A 19,042-nucleotide genomic window follows, 5' to 3' on the forward strand; every position below is an offset into this window, starting at 1 on the left:
AAGTTTTATTTTTCATTTTTTAACCATGAAGGACATGAAGCGGCATGAAAGGTTTAAGTCTTCATGTCCTTCATGCTCTTCATGGTAATTGCCTAAATTAATTTATGCACGATCCTTAGTTTAACGGTATCTCCCCCCCAAATGGTTTTTTATGTTTTGTTTTGAATAAAATCGTTTTACCAAAGATAAGCACTCGCCATTTTTCCCATTATTTCAAACTCGAATACTCTTTTTGCCGCAGTGCCGGCGACGCCATAGCAAACGTGTAAGGGCAGTAAGTGCTCAGCTCTTGGATGGCAGAATCTTGCGGCCGGGGCGCTATCCCAATTTTTCAACCGTTGTTCCCGCTCCGCTTCAGTCAACTGACTGTTAGAGCAGGTATCAATCAGCCATTGCTCGAAGGACTCATTCATAGATCGGGCTTCTTTTGTCGATGGCGCAAAAAATTCCTTGAGATTATGGAATGAAAACCCGGAACCAATAACAAGAACGTTCTCTTGTCTCAAATCAGCTAAGGCCTTGCCAATCTGGATATGCTCTTCGGGCTGCAAACTATCGACCAGAGACAATTGGACACAGGGGATATTTGCATTGGGATACATAAGCTTTAATGGCACAAATAAACCATGATCAAAACCTCGCCGGTTGTCTAACTTTGCGTCAATACCGGCTTTTTCCAACAGATTAAAAATCTTATTCGCCAGCTCAGGCGAGCCCGGTGCAGAATACTCGATTTCATAGGATTCTTTGGGAAACCCATAATAATCGTATATCAATGCAGGAGATGCCCCGCTGGTAATGGTTGGCTTCCCCTCTTCCCAATGCGCGCTAATGACTAAAATAGCGCTGGGCTTTGCAAGTGTTCGAGTAATCTCCCTAATAATATTGATCATGTTCCGGTGGCCTTTATCTCCAAGCAAGGGTAAAGGTCCTCCTCCATGAGAAAGGTACACAACAGAACTGGGTAAACTATTTGATTCGCTGTTCATGATTGCTTGGCCAATGTGCGTATTACTGTGATCGCCCCGTGTTACCAGATGATACTTGTGTAACCTGTATGCAAGTACGCGCCTCAAATCCACGATGAGGGCGGTCTGGAAAGTCGGCGACGAATCGTTACAACGCGCGAGCAGGCGCGTCGTACTCCTTAATAACGATAACAGTAACCTGTTACCGTTGTTTATTTATATTCTGATATGGGGCTTTAACCAAAGGTTTATTCCTTGACGGCTTCAACGGCAATGGTAAGGGTAAGGGTAACTTCGACAGGCTCAGGACGAACGGTAACATATTGATTCCGTTCGTGGTGAGCTTGTCGAACCATGAACGGAATCAATATGTTCAGCACTTCCTTAGATAACGGCTAGCCAATTCCGGGTTCAGGACAAAACCAGCGGTCCGCTGCCTGGGGGCTGATGTTCGTTCTGTAACCGCGTTGTTACGCACCGCCTCGATAAATTCCGAATAGGGAATCTCGTTTTGCTGATTGTATGCAAAAGAAGTGGCATTAAACGCCGCAAACATCGTAATGCCGATCACAACCAGTATGAACAACAGAGGGATTAATAATTTTTTCATGGGCGTCGCCTCTTAAGGCAAAGGGCAAAAATGCGCTGATTCGATGTTTGGTTTTTTTCGCCTTTCAAGACGGAGGTTAGCCTCGTATTCGTCGCCACCGACCGTGGTATAAAAAAGACCCGCATCACCGATTCGCCACTTGGCGAACGAATCTACAATCACGTTATTTCGGAGGTAAGAAACGCTCGGACTTGGTGTCCAAGGTCAGCACACGCGCATCAAATGCACTGACTTTATTGATGATGAGAGTCTTAAAAAAATGGAGTCCCGGTGTAAAGTCGCAGGCAACCATTTCCCCGAGACAATAAAGGATGGCTTTACGGCCATCCTTTATTTAGAGCGATTAGTGGTTAGCCGCGTAGAGCTGTTTGATTTCTTTATACCGGTTTAAGGCATCAGCCAAAGACTCTTTCGCCGCTTGCGGCTCATTGTTCGACAAAGCCGTGCGCGCTTGCTTCAACACATTGCTGGCTTGATTGCGTTTTAAATCAAGTACGTTATTGGCAATATCTTTTTGCAATTGGCGGGCATCGGTGACCATATCGATAACCGCTTCGTTGCTAGCTCCAGTGTCCAGAGCGGCTTTAGCCTCTTCCACTTTCGCCAGCGTATTGTCGATAGCCGCCCTAACGTCTTCATACGAAGGATTCGCTACCGCAAAAGCGGTTGATGTCATTGCAGTCATAACAATAGTAGCCAGGATTTTTTTCAATGTGTTCATGGGGGTAAACCTCATAGTTGATAAACAGAATATTGATACTTAACGATTCATGAACTTTGCTGTAAGAAAGATTCGAGTCCTTCGCTAGGTATGGTTATAGTCTAGCAGATTTAGTCCTGATTAGAACTATTATTTGTTCTAATCAGGACTAATTTTTTATGGGACCTGTTTTTCCAGTCGGCAACCCCACTCGCACTTGTCGATATAACTGTTATTTATCAAAGTATTATACTCGAATGCATACAAAATTAAGCAGTCCCTGACTACGCTCGCCTGAAGCTGCATCGTCGGCAAGTCTTGCCGAAAACACCAAAAATAACCCGGTGCATAGGCAATAAATAAGATAAATGTTTTGACGGTAGAGCGGATGTGATGAGCTTACCGACTTGCTGCATAATCTTTAAAAATCTTGAGGTTAAATTTAGTTAGGGTTACTATTTCGTACTAGCTAAAACAATAAACTGTAAAAATATGACTTCTACCTCAACATTCCCAACCGTGCTGCGTGAACTATTAAGGACGCATCAAGCGTTTTTAGCCTATGCAGCAACCCATGTTCACACGCTGGATCTGACGCTGCCGCAATACGACATCATCATCACCTTAGGCGACACGCCCGGTATGACTTTCAAAAAACTGGGCGAGAAAACATTAATTACCAAAGGGACGTTAACCGGCGTAATCAGCCGCCTGGAAGACAAAGGACTGGTGCAACGGGTGGCTTCGGAAACGGACGGCCGCAGTCAGATTGTGCGATTGACTGCGACGGGTGAGGCTTTATACGAACGCACTTTTCCCGAGCATCTGGTATTCATTAACCGGATATTTAATGACTACTCCCCGGAAGACGTAGAGAACCTTGAATCCACCCTGTTGCGGTTACACGAAACTGTAACCACATTGCGCAGCAACGGGAGCGGAAAGCTTGCCGATGAAACCGATGAGTAGACCATTATTTGTAAAGCGCTGAACTTGATCTGCCAGTTTCAAAACATTTGTTGTAACTATTCAGCACGAAGCACAACATCCCTCTCCTGCTGGAGAGGGTAGGGTGAGGAGAATCAAAATAAAGCTTTTTGCTATTTAAATTCTCCTCACCCCGGCCCTCTCCATCAGGAGAGGGAGCAAGTTCTCCGCGATTTTCGATTTGCTGAGTAGTTACCATTTGTTTAGATTGAACCTGACACTGACGGTCTCAGTTGGGCCATAAACTGCCTGTAGTGACTGGCAGCTTTATGACGATGAATAATGGCAGAATGAAGTACGGTAAAGCTTGGGCGAAAGTCTGGAAGCCTATATATGATAAAAAGCATTACCCTCTGCACATCACAAAAATCAAACCTTATAAACAGGTTCAATATAATTACGTTATCAAATCCAATATTTCAAACCATTGGTATTTGATATTGCCAGGAGACATTTTCTGAAACAATCCTTTTATGACCTAAATTATTCCGATTTAGAAACAATTATAAATCAGAATAATTTAAACCCCTCAGCAGCGACAGTTCTTTTTAATTGGCATTATAAGAAAAAAGAAGGTACTCAATGCCATGATAAAATTTCCAAATGTGCATCGGCCTTTTTTCAAAATAATTTCGACTTTTCTCTACCCGAAATCGATACGGTTCATGAGTCAAAAAAAGATCGAACAGTAAAATTTCTTTTTAAGCTTAAAGACAATCATAAAATTGAAACCGTCCTTATTCCGTTTCATAATAAATATTCTATTTGCCTTTCATCGCAGGTTGGCTGTGCAATGAATTGTTCTTTTTGTTTTACCGGGAAACAAGGACTTAAAAGAAATTTGACTACAAGTGAAATTGTTGGCCAGTTTCTACAGGCCTGGCGTTGGTTAGCGAAAAACAGACCTGGAGAACAGAGAATTTTAAATATTGTTTTTATGGGACAAGGCGAACCTTTACACAATTTTGACGCCGTCAAAAAAGCGTGCGAAATATTTTTATCAAAACACGGAACTTCAATTGGTGTTCAAAAAATTACTATTTCAACGGCCGGTTATATTCCCGGACTTAAAAGATGGAGCCAGGAAATTCCTGGAGTGAACCTTGCGTTATCCCTTCATTCACCCTTTAAAGAAAAGAGGAATGAACTTATTCCCATTAATATGAAATATCCGCTGGATGAAGTGTTGGCAACTATTGACAAGATACCTTTAAATAAAAAGCAATTTATTACTTATGAATATATTCTGATAAAAGATTTTAATGATTCTCAAGATGATGCTAAAAAGTTGGGAACGATACTGGCTGGTAAAAGGGCTTATATAAACTTAATTCCTTTTAACTCATTCCCAGGATCACATTATAATCATCCTGATTTGGATAAAATTGAAAAGTTTAAAGAAGTCTTAGATACTTTTAAAATCCCGACTTTAATAAGAAGTGCTAAAGGCGATGATGTATTAGCAGCATGCGGACAACTCAATTCTAAAAATTAAATAGCCCGTAGCCTGTAGGGTGGGCAAACAGCTTTATCGTTTGCCCACCGTTTAGCGAATAAAAGCGGTGGGCAGAAATACGTTGCCCACCCTACGAGACTACGCGATTTATATAGGAATGGTGGATTGAATTTGAGAATAGAAAGTATTGTACGAAGTCTTTTTATAGGAGTATTGTTATTTCGGCAGTCTGATTTTGAATTTCACATAACAAAAAACGTTAGACATATCACCTAAAGAACAGTGTAGAATAATCCAAAATTTATCCGATTGAAAAATTTAGCCGGAATGTAAATCTATCAAAAATAAAAGTAAAGGACAGTACTGCTTACCCCTGTCCTCGCGAAGCGAATCGTTCTTAATTGAATGAATAACCTAATTAAATAAGGAGTGAGGTAATTGGCCTGGGCAGAGCTGGAACATTCAAAAAAAGCCGTAAGAAGGGCTGGTGATTGTCTTATCCGAGGACCTGGAGCTACGGATATTTTCGAATATTTTGAAGCTTATGATGTTTTGTCAAATTGGCGTTCATCTCACGCATATCCAATTCAGTCAATGTTGGGCTATTTTCGTAAGAAAGCATTTGAGGTTGACGGAAATTCAATTATTGTACAACGACTAAAAAGAACCCCCTCGATACTGGCTAAGCTTCTTAGGGAAGCTGACATGAAGCTTGATCGAATGGAGGATATCGCCGGTTGTAGAATTGTTGTAGCTAATCAAGCAAATGTATATGAAGTTCGGAAAAGAATTACTCAAGGCAGCACTCGAAATAGTCTGCATAGAGAAAGAGATTATATTAAACACCCTAAGCCATCTGGTTATCGTGGAATACATCTGATCTATCGATATAACGGCAAGAAAAAAGAATATGCCGGACACTCGGTTGAATTACAAATTCGCAGCAAGGTGCAGCATTCATGGGCAACAGCAGTAGAAGTTGTTGGAACTTTTACCGGTCAATCTCTTAAAGCTAGTCAAGGACACGAAGCTTGGTTGAGTTTTTTTAAATTGGCAAGTATTGCTTTTGAAGATATCGAGAATAAAAAAGTTAAAAAAAATGCCAGTTCGACAGATCGCGCCGAATTGATTAAGTACATTGATCAAATTGGGGTGCTCCCAAGATTGAAAGCATTTGCCGTATCAACTAAACATCTTGGTAATGACAAAAAGGGAGATTATTTTCTATTGGTATTAGAAATAGATAAGTCAAATATTCAACTCCGTAGATTCTCAGCAGAAAAAATAGATCAAGCAACGGAGCAATATGCAAATCTAGAAAAAGAGTTTAAAGATAATGCTAATAAAGATGTTGTTTTGGTCTCTGCGGAGTCAGTGCGTGGTTTGAAAATGGCGTATCCAAACTATTTTGCTGACACAACAGAATTTGCAAAAAATATAGAACGACTAATAGAAGCTAACAAAATATTTAATTCCGTAAAATAACATTATCAGTTAAGAAAAAACTCCGCATAATGCAAGTTATGCAAAAAGCCCCGGTATCATTCATTTTACATAGGGCGTGAGTACAAGGCCGGAGTGCCAGTAATAGGTTGATAGTGATACTTTGTCAGTGACCGCTGTAGGAAGCTTTAAATCCATATCCGAATGTCTCAAAGGAGTCGAACTGAGACAGTCAATGTCTAATGCAGTTGAGGCTAATTTTGGCAATTGTCAGACAAGTCCAGCGTTTTACAATCATTCAACTCCCCTACCCCATTGCCCCGCATAAAAGCGTTCATTCAGTGCGGCCCTGGAACGAGCGGCTAATTCAGTTTCCTTGAAATCGTCATCAAGCACATCCGCATCGACTTGATAGCCGACGGTCATCATTGCCATCGGCCTGTAATCGCCCGGAAGATTAAAAACGGCTCACCAATGCCCCTTTCCGGTTGAAAGCGACGGTCTCACTATATCACTGGCTATGCAACTTTTCCTGCAACCATACTTTTATAAGTGACTGGTAGGGTACATCCCGCGAATTAGCGGCGGCTTTGATCGAATCAAGAAGGTGCTGAGGAAGTCTCAGTGAAATCGTTTTTGTCGTTGGCTTTAAGTTAGGGAGCACTACCCGCTGGGCTTTCGTCCAATCCATATAGTCTGTGGAATCATGCGTTTCCCAAAACGCCTGCTCTTCGGCTTCATTGGCGAATTTTGGAATTGTTTTAAGTTGTTTGCTCATAAATTTTGCGCTCCTTTCTGTGCATGTCTCTGGCTGATATAACACGTATACTCTCGCCAGCATTACGCAGGGTGAATGTGATATGCAACATCCGAACTTCGTTTGTCTTACCTAGTGCGTGAAAGCGGCACTCGCCTTGACTGTGTTTAGTATCGTCAATTACAAGTAGTGGTTCATTGAAGAAAACCTGCTCTGCTTCAGCCATTGAAACGCCGTGCTTGTCGTTCTTGCGAGCGTTTCCTTCATCCCAATCGAATTCTGTAATTTTAGTAAAATCAATCATAAACGTATATTATGAAGGTATACAATGAAAATCAAGTCTATCTGTTTTAATGCTCATTAATTCTACTTTTTCAGATTCAATGGAGGCACATTTTAGGGTCGTCATTCCGGCAGGGATTGCCGGAATCCAGGCTCCATGGATGGATTTTAGCTTACCATCCCTGGCACTGGATCCCCGCTCCCGGCGGGGATGACGAGCTTGAGCATAATATGACAAAGTAGAATTAAACATCTCCAACTTGCTACATGGGAGTTATGTACGTGCCAAATTGGTTCGCTGTAATCGACTGGCCATTGGGTATGCCGTCATTCGGGAGTCTGGAATGCGTGACTGCTCAGGGTCGAACTGAGACAGTCAATGTCCGATACAGTTGAAGCTAATCTTGGCAATTGTCAGATCAAGTCCAGTGCTTTACAAATTCATTCAACTCCCCTGCCCCATTGCCCCGCATAAAAGCGTTCATTCAGCGCCGCCCTGGAACGAGCGGCTAATTCGGTTTCCTTAAAATCGTCATCAAGCACATCCGCATCGGCTTGATAGCCGACGGCCATCATTGCCATCGGCCTGCAATCGCCCGGAAGATTAAAAACCTCTCGGGCTTTTTCAGCATCAAAACCGCCCATTTGATGCACGCACATTCCCATCGCCGTAGCCTGCAAGCACAAGCTGACGCCGGCGGCTCCGGTGTCGTACATCGCCCAGCGGTTAGGTTGCCCGTTATGATTGAAATTTTCCATTGCCACAGCAAGTATCAACACCGGGGCGTTCTTGGCCCATCTCTGGTTCTTTTCAGCCAGGATTGAAAACGCATGTTGCCAGCCGGTTTCATCGGTGACTTTATCGCACACCACAAACCGCCAAGGCTGGTCGTTAAAACAAGACGGCGCCCAATGCGCGGCTTCCAGCAGCGCCAGCAAATCGTCATGACTCACCGGTTTGTCAGGATCAAAAGCCCTGGGACTCCAGCGGGCCTGGATAATATCGTGGATTTTTACACGGGTTGTTGCCGGTTTTTGCTGCATGTTTGTCTCCTTAGTCTGGTTAGATAAAAATCGATTTAGCCACGCTCCTCATCACGGCCGGATGGATAATCCCTTCTCCCTCAGGGAGAAGGCTAGGATGAGGGGGATCAAATAAAGATTTTGCCTTATTTTTAATCTCCTCACCCCAACCCTCTCCAACAGGAGAGGGAGCGTGGAGCTATAAGCGGAAGCTATTTTGGCGAAATCCTACTGCGTCAACACGCCGTCACGATAATCACGAAACGCCTGTTCGATTTCTTCGCTGCTGTTCATCACAAACGGGCCGGACTGCACTACCGGCTCTTTTAACGGCAGCGCGGCCAGCACCAGAAATTGCGCCGACTGCTCTTGTGTTGCCAGCTGTAGGTTATCGCCGTTTTGTAACTGCCCGAGTTGCCCGGCTTTTAAGACCCTGTCCGAGGCGCCGACAGCCAGTTCCCCTTTGTACACATAGACCAAGACGGTGTGTTCCGCGCCTATCGGTATATCCAGTTGCTGCTTGGGGCTTAACGACACATCGAAATACAACGGCTGTGTCGATACGCCTGTTACCGGGCCGGATATTTTTTGTGTTTCGCTCACATAGTCACCGGCGATAACCTTGAGGTAACCGCCATCCGCCAAGGCAACGCTTGGGATTTTTGCGGCGGCAAACTCCTGGTAATGCGGCGGCTTCATTTTTTCTTTGGCAGGCAGATTAATCCATAGCTGAAAGCCGTGTAACAAACCGTTTTCCTGTTCCGGCATTTCCGAATGAATAATGCCGTGCGCGGCCGTCATCCATTGCACGTCGCCTGCCCGCAGATGCCCTTCATGTCCCAGATGATCGCGGTGCAACATCGCGCCTGCCAGCATATAGGTCACGGTTTCAAAGCCGCGATGCGGATGATCGGGGAAACCGCCGACATAGTCCGTCGGCTCATCGGAGCCGAACTCGTCTAACAAAATAAAAGGATCGAAAGCGTTTTTTTGCTGCTGACTGACGATGCGTTTCAACTTAACACCGGCACCATCCGAGGTGTTTTGCCCGCTTATTACAGCCGCGAGTTGCCGTGTTTGCTTATTCATCTTCCGCCTCCAGTAGTTTTGTCTCGATCAGAGCGTCCAGCGAGTACTGTCCGCCACCGATAAATATCAGCGCCGTGCTTGCCGATAATAAAGCCAACGCATATTCAATACCATGCGTATCCAGAAAAAAGCCGTGCCCCCAATGCACCCAAAACAGTGCCACCAGCATCGTCAGCGCATTAATGATCGCCGCAGGACGTGTCAACAAACCCAAAATTAACGCGACGCCGCCAAAAAATTCGGCGCTGCCCGCCAATAACGCCATCGCAAACCCTGGAGTCAGCCCCACCGACGCCATCCATTGCCCGGTTCCGTCCAATCCGTAACCGCCGAACCACGCGAATAATTTTTGGCTGCCATGCGCGGCCAGAATCAAGCCGATAGGAACACGTAATATCACAGCTTCCAAACCCGCGTTAGAATCCAATGTTTTATTGATTAAATTTTTCATGATACCCTCTTAAATGTTAAAGAATTTGAAATGTCGAGATCATTATAGAATTGGCCGGAATAATAAAAAGCGATCAATTTTGCTTAATAGATTCAGAATATTTGAACAATAAAAACGGGCAAGCAGCATGAAATACCCTATCACCCTTGATGCGCTGGAAGTACTGGATGCGATAGCCCGGAAAGGCAGCTTTGCCGCAGCGGCTAACGAATTGTTTCGGGTGCCTTCGGCAATATCTTATACCGTGCAGAAACTGGAACAAGATCTGGATGTGGTGTTGTTTCGCAAGGAAGGCAGAAAAGCCGTATTGACCGAGACCGGAAAAGTGTTGCTTGAACAAGGCCGGGAAATCCTAGACGCAACCGAACGCCTGGCGATAGCCGCCAAGAAAACCCATAGCGGCTGGGAACCTGTTTTCAATATCGCGATAGATTCGATTTTAAGCTTTGATTTCATCTACCCGTTAATAGCTAGGTTCTACGAGGTGCTGCCGGATATTGAAATCAATATTTATGAAGAAGTGCTGGGCGGCGCGCAAGAAGCGATAACCAGCAACCGGGCCGATCTGGTCATCGGCACAGGCGCTGAAGCAACACCGAGTCAAGGCATTAAATACCAAAAGATCCGGCAGATCGAATGGGTTTTCGCCGTTGCGCCGGGCCATCAGCTGACCCAAGCACCACTGCCGCTTTCCCGGCAGCTGATTGAACAACACCGCTTTATCGTGGTCAGGGATTCATCAAGGAATCAGGCTCCGCAAAGCCATCGGGTATTCAGCAAGCGTCCGGTATTGAGCGTACCGTCGGTCGAGGACAAGATACACGCCTTATGCTCAGGCTTGGGAGTCGGCTTTTTACCGGCTCACCGGATTCAGGATAGGCTCGAACAAGGCCTGCTGATCCCGTTGCCTGTAGAAGACACGATACCTGTAGATACGCTTAACATGGCCTGGAAAACAACCAATAAAGGTAAAGTCCTGCACTGGTTTATCGAGCAGTTATCGGGGCATGATTTCATTTAAGATTTTTTACTCACCACGAACGACTGCATGGATGCAGGAGGTAGAGCAATGCAGGAGCAATTGCCGAGGCACGAAGGACACGAAGAAAACATAAAACTTCGTGTCCTTCGTGCCTTCGTGCCTTCGTGGTGAATTAATTAACTACCTACACCGGCTTTTTTGCCTGCCTATTGCCGTCAATAATCTTCTGAATCAATACTTCGACGCCATCCAGCTGATGATCGTAAACTTCGGTTTTATAGGCCGTAGCGGGCGTCGTGGTTAAAGGCTCCAGCACCGAGCGGCCAGGATGCGAGGTATCGATCCGCACCACCGCCGATAGCCCCGGACGCAACGGATTGGCCTTTAGTTCCTCGGCGCGCAAGCCGATCCGTACCGGCACCCGCTCGACGATATGGATATAGTTGCCGGTGGCGTTATCCGGCGGCAACAGGCCGAACACGCTGCCGGTACCTGCGCCCAAGCCCTGCACTTCGCCGTGATAAACCATGCCGGAACCGTACAGGTCGACAGTGATTTCCACCGGCTGACCGGGCTGCACATCGGCCAGTTCGTTTTCCAGGAAATTGGCCTCCACCCATAAATAATCCAGCGGCACGATAGCCAACAACGGCGTTTCCTGGCGAACCTGCTCGCCGGGCTGGATCGTGCGCTTGGCGACGAAACCCGAGACCGGCGCGACAATCTGCTGCCGGGCATTGTCCAGATAAGCCTGTTTCAGCGCGGCGACCGCCTGCAACACCTTCGGGTTATCGGCCGGACTGGTGTTTTGAATCAACGCTTCGGCTCCGCCCAATTCGGCGCGAATCTGACGAACATCGGCCTCCAGCTCGCGGACCTGAAACTCGCTGTCCTCAATCTGCTGCGCCGATACCGCCCCGTCGCCCGCCACGCTGCGATACCGGGCCAGGTCTTTCAGGCTGCGATTCAGGATCGCCTCTTTCGAGGCCAGTTTCTGGCGCAGCATGTCGGCTTGGCTGAACGCCGTTTCGATCTGCCGCACGCTATCGGCCAGATTGGCTTCGGCCCGTTCCAGAGCGACCTTCGCTTGTAATCCGTCGAGACGCACCAGCACGTCGCCCTGCTGTACATGCTGGGTGTTATCGACCCGCACATCCACCACCGTGCCGCTGGTTTGCGCCTTCAGCGGGGCCAGGTTGCCGGTGATATAGGCGTCGTTGGTGACTACGAACCGACCGGCAAAATTCCACCAATAAATCAGGTAAATCAGTCCGGCCAGCAACGCGACCGCAGTCACCAGCAACAGCCGATAGCTTCGGTGCTGCCGGCGCTGGTGAAAACTGAAGTGACGCTGGGGTTTGGTTTGGGTATTAGTCATCTTTGTCTACATTATTGGGCATTTTCATTGTTGTATAGCTCTCGTTCCCACGCGCTGCGTGGGAATGCGATATGGGACGCGCTGCGTCCTACGTTGAAATGCCCTGCATTTCGACGCACTAACCACGACTCGCGGCGCAGCGCGCCTTGACTGCATTCCCACGTAGCGCGTGGGAACGAGCCTCTTCGCTGCTGTTGACGCTGATGAAAGCCGAAGTAGCACTGGGATTTGGTTTGGGTATTAGTCATCTTTGTCTACCTTATTAGGCAATAGTGTTAACTTTAGAACGCACTCCTTCTCCCTCAGGGAGAAGGCCGGGATGAGGGGATAAAAACAAGCTTTTTCCTTATTTTGATTTCCCCTCACCCAACCCTCTCGGCAACTGCTCCTTGCGTTACTCAACCGCCTGCATCCGTGCAGTCGTCCCTTTGGAGAGGGCTTGTATGGTGGTGTTTTCGTAGCCGCCGCCCAGCGCTTCGATCAATCCGATTGCAGCCAGCAGATGAGCGTTGTGCATCTCGCTGGCGGTCAGCCGCTGCCGGATCAGCGCCGCGTCGGCCTCGATAATGCCGTCGCGGCTGCTCAGACCGGCCCGGTAACGCTTTCCGGCCAGCTCGGCTTCAGCTTCGGCCGCTTCCAGCGCACGTTGCTGGGCCGCATCGTGTTCCAGCGTTTGCCGCCATTCGGCCAGACTGTCGGCAACCTGCTGCACGGCGGCCAGTAGCGTCTCGTTGTAGCTTTCGGCGGCGGCATCGTAAGCCGCCTGCTGATTCTTCAATTCGGCTTCCAGCCGCCCGCCTTCAAAAATCGGCAGGGTAATCGTCGGCCCCATCCCATAAGCCACGCTCGCGCCGTTGGACAGGAACAAATCCTTCAGATTAAGGCTGCGCAAACCGGCAAAGCCGACCAGATTGACGTCCGGGTAAAAATTGGTTTTCGCCACTTTGATCAATTGAGCGGCGGCTTCCACGCGCCACATCGCCGCCGCTACATCGGGGCGGTGCGCGAGCAATCCGAGCGCTATCGCTTCCGGCTGAGGCAAATGTCCGGCAACCTTGTTTTCCGCCACATGAATGGTCTTGCCCCAATCCGGCCCCTGGCCGACCAGTGCCGCCAGACGGTTGCGCAATCGCTGCGCCTGGCTGCGCACGCTGGTTTCGCGCTGCCGCGCCGCTTCCAACTGCTGTTTGTCCGCGTAAACCAAATCCCGGCTGGTTAATCCGCGTTGCCAGCGCAACTCGGCCAGTTGCAGTTTTTGCTCGACTTGCCCGGTCAGTCCATGAGCCAGTTCGATGTCTTCCTCGGACGAGCACAGACGGATATAGCTGCGGGCAATCGCTGTACTCAGCATCAACCGCGCCATCGCCAATTCCGAAGCCTGAGCCTTCTCTTTGCCCAACGCCGATTCCAGCGCGGCTTTATCCTTGCCCCACAGATCGAGGTGATAACGAAATACCGCAGGATCGATGTACGCGCCGGTAAAAGTCTTGCCGCCGTTGGGGCCGTAAAAATCGGTTTCGGAAAAGCGGCGTTGATGAAATTCGACGCTGGCATTGATGCTGGGCAGCATTTCGGCGGCCTGAAAATCGGCTACCGCTTCCGCCTGGGTCAAGCGCGCCGCCGCCGCGTGCAGGCTTGGGCTGTCTTTCAGCGCGGTTTCGATCAGCCGGTTCAGTTCGGCGTTGTGAAAATCCCGCCACCACTGCGCCTTCGGCCATTCCCGGACGATATTCTCGGCTTGGGTGTCGCCGTTCAGGGTTTGGCTTAACTTAGGCGTATCCAGCAATTTGGCACGCGTTCCGTCTTCCGGCAGTAATGCGCAGCCGTGCAACAGCGACAAACCAGCCGCCAACACGGTTGTTTTGTTAAACCGGATCATGGCTACGGCTCCTCGATCAGATCTTCCAAAGCCGCCTGCCGCCTGTCGTCTTTAGGCCGCGCCTCGGGTTTCGGCCCGACCGGGCGAGCAAGCCAGGCTGCTGCGGCCAAGCCGGTAAACAGCCAAGCCGCCAGCCGGAAGGTATCGTCCAGACCGAGAATCGCAGCATGCCGACCTGACACTGCGGCCAGCTTGGCGGTGGCCAACTGATCGTGCAGACCGGCCGCCTGTAAGCGGGCGATAGTCTCCAGGGATTGGCCGTCGTGCAATGAAAAATTTTCGCTTAACCGGCTTTGGTGGAAGGCGGCGCGCCGCTCCCAAAATACGCCCAATAACGGCGAGGCGATACTGCCGCCCAGCACCCGCAGCATGCCGGCCAGTTCCACCGCCTGGATTTGACGTCTCGGCGTCAAGCCGGCAAGAAACAGCGTGGTCAGCGGCACGAACAAACCGCCCAAGCAAAATCCTTCCAACACCTGAGCCCACAACGGCTGAGTAAACCAGCCGCCGCGCCCGAAAAAGTCGTAACGACTGATCAATCCGCAATACAGCGCAAACAGCAGCATGTTTAAACTGACCAGCAGGCGGGCATCGAAACGATGCACGATCCGGTGCATCATACTGGCCACCGGCTTGGCCAGAAACACCAGCGGCAACAGCACACTGCCGGCCAGAAACGAGGTGTAACCGGCCACGACCTGCAAACGCACCAGCAGCACCGACAACAGGCCGTACATCAACATAAAACTCAGGCTGAGCATGATGCTGCCGATCGCGAAATTGCGCCGCGCGAACAGCCGTAAATCGAGTAGCGGCGAGCGTTCCGCCAGCTCCCAAACGATGAAGTAAGCCAACATCAGCAATCCGGCCAGCGTCATGACGACCAACTGAATCGAATTGTACCAATCCGAATCCTGGCCCTGATTCAGCACGGTCTGCAAACAAACCAGCACTGCGGCCAATAAGATAAAACCCAGAGTATCGAACGGCGTTTTACGCTGAGGAGAGTGCCTGTCGAACAGCAAGGCCCAAACCAGCGCCGCCGCCAGCAGCGGCAACGGCACATTCAGGTAGAACAACCAGCGCCAGCCCAAGTGGTCGGCGATCCAGCCGCCGGCGGCAGGGCCCAGCGTGAACGGACTCAGCGCGGCAATGCTCCACAACGACACAGCGAAGGATTTGGACGATTCCGGGTATTCGCGCATCAGCAGAGTTTGCGACAGCGGGATGGTCAAGCCGCCGAAAAAACCCTGCAATGCCCTGCCCGACAAAAACCAGAACAGGTCACCGGTAAAGGCGCACAGCAGCGAAGCCAATGTCATCGCAACCATTGCGGTCAAATACAGCCGGACTTCGCCGACGGCGGCCGCCAACCAGGAACTGACCGGCAGCGCCAAGGCCAGGCAGATAAAATAATAGGTCTGCATCCAGCCGGCGTGACTGGGACTGACTCCCAAATCGCCGGTGGCGTGCAGGCTGACGGAGGCGAACGCACCGGTATTGAACAGCACCAGAATGTTGCCCAGCAGCAAGCCGAAATTGAGCAGGAAAAACTGTACGCCGGTCAGCGTTCGCTTGCCGATCCGGGCATTAAGGCTGTCGTGGGTTAATGTCGCCCAGGCGGCGCGGGCATTTTTATCGGTTGAGGTCATGGCTTTGGAGTCTCCTTGGACTCGCAACAACGGAATGTTAACCGTATCAGGGCAAGTGCCGTGCCGGAGCCGATAAAAGCCGGTCACATCTATTTAAATCATCGACTTAATGAATTAAACAATAAAGAGCCAAACGCTATGCAAACGTAAAGTCACTAAATATCGTGAATTTCACGTAATATCGTAATCAACTATAGTCAATGGTTCCGCGTAGCCGCCGGTCAGCAAGTTTGCTGTGGCGTCCCTTTATCTTGAGTTTTGGTCAACCAAGGCTGTTTGAACGTTGTTTCGGGCAGCCGGAATCGGCCGGCAGGGTGATATTGAGTTGGCGCTTACTATGGCCGGACAAGATACAGCATAAGATCGACAACGTCACGGGAGGTAAAAATATAACTCCAGACAGTCAAAAACAGTAGAAAAGCGATTAAGGGGGGCCGATTACCGTTAAGGTTATGGACAAGCTCTTCGACCAGCGCAAAAGCAAACCAGGCAACGGTAAGCCCCAAAACATTAAAGAAAACAAAAGAAAAGTCCATTATATAGCCCGTTCCGGTAATCATATAAGAAACCATATACAACAGCGGAAGGACAAACAAACAGGCCATCCAAACCCCGCCCCAGACGATAATCGGCGAAAAAAGGACCCGGCCTTTTAAGGAAGGTTTGCTAAAAGACAGCCAGCCAAACAAAACCCAAGACCACAAGATTGATAACGCCATTAATCGAACCAGCGGTTCCTTGCCGATCACAATCTCGGGTTGTTCGCCTAACGAGAAACTCTCGACTTGAGCTTCATCCCACCATGAAGGCGTTACGTTCTTTATTTCTCCACAGCCAGCGAGCAAAAGGCCGAATAAACAAGTAACAACGCATAAGGTTTTAGCTCTCATCGACTGACGCCCCAAGTAGTTGCTGCGGCAGCGTCGGCCTGTAAAAGTTCAAATAGTCAGCTGTTTTTTTTGCCGGCTTCATAAGCTTTACTGGGTTATTAATTCAATCCGAAAATAGGGGACATTTAGACGGGAACAAGCTGAAAATTTGATTTTCCTTGCAATTTAAAACTTCACCGGCCGCGATGAATCAACCTCGGCCTTCCGCGAATAGGGCGTCACATCAAGCCCAACCAATACCACGCATCCGCTTATTCAAAACCAAAGCCTGCCTTACGCCAAGCCTTTGCTCCTCCTTCAAGATTGAGCAAGTTAGGATAACCTAATTCATGCAGAGACCTTGCCGCGGCATTGCCCATCGGGCCGCCCTCGCAATACAGATAAATAGCGGTATTTTTGTCTTTGGGAAGTTTGTCTTTGTATTTCTCGATTTCGTTGTAGGGAATAAAAAGGTCGGTACCTTTGATATGTTGTTGCTCAGGCGTGTGAACATCAACCAGGAATATATCCTCATTTTGCATGCTCCGGTTTAACTCAGTCGCGGTTATCATTTTCAGGTAGTCCGGTTTTTGAAACCCGCAGCCGGTAACGATGAGAATAAAAGCGATGAGGAGAAATATAGTTTTAGAGTTCATAAGAACACCCGTTGGTAAACAGATAAAAGTCTGCGTTGGAGAACTAAGTTATATTGTGCTGGAACGAGGCTGCTGTTTTTCAGGCGGGGCCGCTTTTTCCAGCTGACGGCGGAATTCGTCCAATTGCCGTATCAACTCATCACTGAAGGATTTGATTTGTTTCTCAAACAAAGGAATCTGCTGTTCCAGTTCCTTGTTAATGGTTTCGCCTATCGCCCGCAAGCTTTTAAAAATGTCTCCGAACGGCAGGTTTGAAAGATTATTGAGCGTTCGCTGATAATCGACTTTCCATAGATCGTTTTCTTTTAATAAGACGGTATCAAAAGACAACTCCTTGTTGTTCTCAGGTTTTTTTAAGGTCATGATCGTTGCGACCGTTGCATTGGAGCCGTCGATTAAAATCGCGCCGGTCTTTACTGTCGCTTCTTCCAGGTTTTGCTGTTTAGTCACCAGATGCCGAGTTTCTTGAGTAGCATATTCTCTGGCCGAGTCGAGATTGCCTTCCGCCATCGCCACCCAAAATGCCGTGGCAACCTGCTCTGGAGTTAATGCGGCCTGACAGCCGCTTAACAAGAGCAATAGCGTTAAAAGTCCCGTCAATCCAACCGGGCTTTTCTTGGCGTGACAACAAGGGAGGTTCTTTGATAAAACGTTAGTTGTCGCCATCGAAACCTCCGGGAATTTGCAGCAAATTCAAGACAAATTTTCAAACACAAAGATGGGGACAGCCCCATTGATTCTTGCTTTAATCCAATAAAAACAACAAATTAACCAACCCCCAGGCAACCCCGCCCGCTGCCGGAATCGTCAAAACCCATGCCCAAACAATCCGTTCGATGACCGACAGTTTAAGCGCGTGAGGATTCTTCGCAAAGCCTACGCCCATAATCGCTGTTGAAATGCTGTGCGTGGTGGAAACCGGCATGCCGAAATGGGCGGCGGTCAGCAGAATGGTCGCTGAGCTGGTTTCGGCCGCGAAACCGTGTATCGGGTGCAACTTGACCATTTTATGGCCGAGAGTCTTGATGATACGCCACCCGCCTACCCCGGTACCCAGCGCCATGACCAAAGCACAAGTGCAGGCAATCCAGGTATCGATGTCTTTTTCTCCGCCATCCGGCTTTAAAAATTCGGCCCACTGCGGCAACTGATCGAGCGTACCGGCGCTGTTGGCGGTAAAAATGGCTAACGCGATGATGCCCATGGTTTTTTGCGCATCGTTGCTGCCGTGCGCAAAGCCCATATAGCCGGCCGACAAAAGCTGGGCTTTGCCGAATAATGCATTAACCCATTTTGGGCGGGCCAATCGCTCCATAACGCCACCGGCCGAATTCATGCCGCTGATGACAGCCATCAAGCCGCCCATGATAACGATACCCAAGGTAAAACCGACAACCGGCGAACTGATCATCGGAAGCACGACTTTCCAAAGCAGTCCTTTGTTTTCGGTCCAGACTGCGGCGGTTTTCGACCAGATCAATACATCGAAATTATTGTGGCCGGCAGCAAGCGCAGCGCCGCATAAGCCGCCGATCAAGGCATGGCTGGAAGAGGACGGCAGCCCCAACGCCCAGGTAATCAGGTTCCAGATAATTGCGCCGATCAGCGCACAGATCAGGACTTCGGAGGTGATATTCACCAGGCCGGTATCCACCAATCCCGATGAAATGGTTTTAGCCACTGCGGTACCCGATAACGCGCCGACCAGATTGGTCACTGCGGCGAGCATGACCGCTTGAGTCGGCGTCAATACTTTGGTGGCGACAACCGTGGCAATGGAGTTCGCAGTATCGTGGAATCCGTTGATGAACTCGAATACCAGCGCTACAAAAATGACAAGCAAGAGCAAGGTCAGCATGG

General features: G+C 48.9%; 21 protein-coding genes. 4 read left to right on the forward strand and 17 right to left on the reverse strand.

Annotation, left to right across the window (positions count from 1 at the left end; genetic code table 11):
- Positions 1 to 176: 176 nt before the first annotated feature.
- The 3 genes from V3O24_RS01640 to V3O24_RS01650 form a co-directional block, all read right to left on the reverse strand.
- Entirely contained in the window at positions 177 to 989 is an 813-nt protein-coding gene (locus tag V3O24_RS01640; protein WP_331305897.1) for a class III extradiol ring-cleavage dioxygenase, read from the reverse strand.
- A gap of 352 nt (positions 990 to 1,341) precedes the next feature.
- Entirely contained in the window at positions 1,342 to 1,578 is a 237-nt protein-coding gene (locus tag V3O24_RS01645; protein WP_104423993.1) for an ATP-dependent metallopeptidase FtsH/Yme1/Tma family protein, read from the reverse strand.
- A 343-nt stretch (positions 1,579 to 1,921) separates the two neighbouring features.
- The gene (locus V3O24_RS01650) at positions 1,922 to 2,299 is read right to left on the reverse strand and encodes a hypothetical protein (protein WP_104423994.1); all 378 of its coding nucleotides are present in this window, start codon (positions 2,297 to 2,299) and stop codon (positions 1,922 to 1,924) included.
- 471 nt (positions 2,300 to 2,770) lie between these two features.
- On the opposite strand from V3O24_RS01650, the gene V3O24_RS01655 reads away from it, so the two are divergent.
- The 3 genes from V3O24_RS01655 to V3O24_RS01665 all read left to right on the forward strand — a co-directional run bounded on the left by V3O24_RS01655 (position 2,771) and on the right by V3O24_RS01665 (position 6,206).
- Positions 2,771 to 3,247 (forward strand): MarR family transcriptional regulator, encoded by a 477-nt coding sequence (locus V3O24_RS01655; RefSeq protein WP_331305898.1) that lies wholly within the window; start codon positions 2,771 to 2,773, stop codon positions 3,245 to 3,247.
- Between the two features lie 445 nt (positions 3,248 to 3,692).
- Positions 3,693 to 4,760, forward strand: coding sequence for a 23S rRNA (adenine(2503)-C(2))-methyltransferase RlmN (gene rlmN, locus V3O24_RS01660; protein ID WP_331305899.1), 1,068 nt, complete (start codon positions 3,693 to 3,695; stop codon positions 4,758 to 4,760).
- A 399-nt stretch (positions 4,761 to 5,159) separates the two neighbouring features.
- Positions 5,160 to 6,206, forward strand: coding sequence for a RelA/SpoT domain-containing protein (locus V3O24_RS01665; protein WP_331305900.1), 1,047 nt, complete (start codon positions 5,160 to 5,162; stop codon positions 6,204 to 6,206).
- Between the two features lie 252 nt (positions 6,207 to 6,458).
- Here the strand turns inward: V3O24_RS01665 and V3O24_RS01670 are convergent, their stop codons facing one another.
- From V3O24_RS01670 to V3O24_RS01695, 6 genes are all read right to left on the reverse strand, one after another.
- Positions 6,459 to 6,599, reverse strand: coding sequence for a hypothetical protein (locus V3O24_RS01670; protein WP_331305901.1), 141 nt, complete (start codon positions 6,597 to 6,599; stop codon positions 6,459 to 6,461).
- A 76-nt stretch (positions 6,600 to 6,675) separates the two neighbouring features.
- Positions 6,676 to 6,942, reverse strand: a complete 267-nt coding sequence (locus V3O24_RS01675; protein WP_331305902.1) for a BrnA antitoxin family protein — start codon at positions 6,940 to 6,942, stop codon at positions 6,676 to 6,678.
- Entirely contained in the window at positions 6,926 to 7,225 is a 300-nt protein-coding gene (locus tag V3O24_RS01680) for a BrnT family toxin (RefSeq protein ID WP_331305903.1), read from the reverse strand. The genes V3O24_RS01675 and V3O24_RS01680 overlap by 17 nt, the downstream gene beginning before the upstream one ends.
- Positions 7,226 to 7,644: 419 nt before the next feature.
- Positions 7,645 to 8,247: a nitroreductase family protein gene (locus tag V3O24_RS01685; RefSeq protein ID WP_331305904.1), complete on the reverse strand. Its 603-nt coding sequence runs from the start codon at positions 8,245 to 8,247 to the stop codon at positions 7,645 to 7,647.
- A 207-nt stretch (positions 8,248 to 8,454) separates the two neighbouring features.
- Complete coding sequence (locus V3O24_RS01690; RefSeq protein ID WP_331305905.1) at positions 8,455 to 9,315, reverse strand: pirin family protein; 861 nt, start codon at positions 9,313 to 9,315, stop codon at positions 8,455 to 8,457.
- On the reverse strand, positions 9,308 to 9,766 hold the full coding sequence (locus V3O24_RS01695) for a DoxX family protein (RefSeq protein WP_181049889.1): 459 nt from the start codon (positions 9,764 to 9,766) through the stop codon (positions 9,308 to 9,310). The genes V3O24_RS01690 and V3O24_RS01695 overlap by 8 nt, the downstream gene beginning before the upstream one ends.
- Before the next feature lie 127 nt (positions 9,767 to 9,893).
- Between V3O24_RS01695 and V3O24_RS01700 the strand changes: the two genes are divergently transcribed.
- A complete protein-coding gene (locus V3O24_RS01700) occupies positions 9,894 to 10,787 on the forward strand; it encodes a LysR substrate-binding domain-containing protein (RefSeq protein ID WP_331305907.1) in 894 nt (297 codons plus the stop codon).
- 145 nt (positions 10,788 to 10,932) lie between these two features.
- On the opposite strand, the gene V3O24_RS01705 is transcribed toward V3O24_RS01700, so the two are convergent.
- From V3O24_RS01705 to V3O24_RS01740, 8 genes are all read right to left on the reverse strand, one after another.
- Complete coding sequence (locus V3O24_RS01705) at positions 10,933 to 12,126, reverse strand: HlyD family efflux transporter periplasmic adaptor subunit (RefSeq protein WP_331305909.1); 1,194 nt, start codon at positions 12,124 to 12,126, stop codon at positions 10,933 to 10,935.
- Between the two features lie 11 nt (positions 12,127 to 12,137).
- The gene (locus tag V3O24_RS01710; protein ID WP_331305910.1) at positions 12,138 to 12,374 is read right to left on the reverse strand and encodes a hypothetical protein; all 237 of its coding nucleotides are present in this window, start codon (positions 12,372 to 12,374) and stop codon (positions 12,138 to 12,140) included.
- Between the two features lie 146 nt (positions 12,375 to 12,520).
- Positions 12,521 to 14,005, reverse strand: coding sequence for an efflux transporter outer membrane subunit (locus tag V3O24_RS01715; RefSeq protein ID WP_331305911.1), 1,485 nt, complete (start codon positions 14,003 to 14,005; stop codon positions 12,521 to 12,523).
- A 2-nt stretch (positions 14,006 to 14,007) separates the two neighbouring features.
- Positions 14,008 to 15,657: a DHA2 family efflux MFS transporter permease subunit gene (locus tag V3O24_RS01720; RefSeq protein WP_331305912.1), complete on the reverse strand. Its 1,650-nt coding sequence runs from the start codon at positions 15,655 to 15,657 to the stop codon at positions 14,008 to 14,010.
- Between the two features lie 335 nt (positions 15,658 to 15,992).
- Positions 15,993 to 16,547, reverse strand: a complete 555-nt coding sequence (locus V3O24_RS01725; RefSeq protein WP_331305913.1) for a hypothetical protein — start codon at positions 16,545 to 16,547, stop codon at positions 15,993 to 15,995.
- Between the two features lie 251 nt (positions 16,548 to 16,798).
- Positions 16,799 to 17,182: a rhodanese-like domain-containing protein gene (locus V3O24_RS01730; protein ID WP_104424007.1), complete on the reverse strand. Its 384-nt coding sequence runs from the start codon at positions 17,180 to 17,182 to the stop codon at positions 16,799 to 16,801.
- Positions 17,183 to 17,230: 48 nt separating this feature from the next.
- Positions 17,231 to 17,848 (reverse strand): hypothetical protein, encoded by a 618-nt coding sequence (locus V3O24_RS01735; RefSeq protein ID WP_331305914.1) that lies wholly within the window; start codon positions 17,846 to 17,848, stop codon positions 17,231 to 17,233.
- A gap of 79 nt (positions 17,849 to 17,927) precedes the next feature.
- Complete coding sequence (locus tag V3O24_RS01740) at positions 17,928 to 19,040, reverse strand: inorganic phosphate transporter (protein WP_331305915.1); 1,113 nt, start codon at positions 19,038 to 19,040, stop codon at positions 17,928 to 17,930.
- Between the last annotated feature and the right edge of the window lie 2 nt (positions 19,041 to 19,042).

This window comes from Methylobacter sp. Wu8 (assembly GCF_036440755.1).
Lineage (GTDB): Bacteria > Pseudomonadota > Gammaproteobacteria > Methylococcales > Methylomonadaceae > Methylobacter_A > Methylobacter_A tundripaludum_A.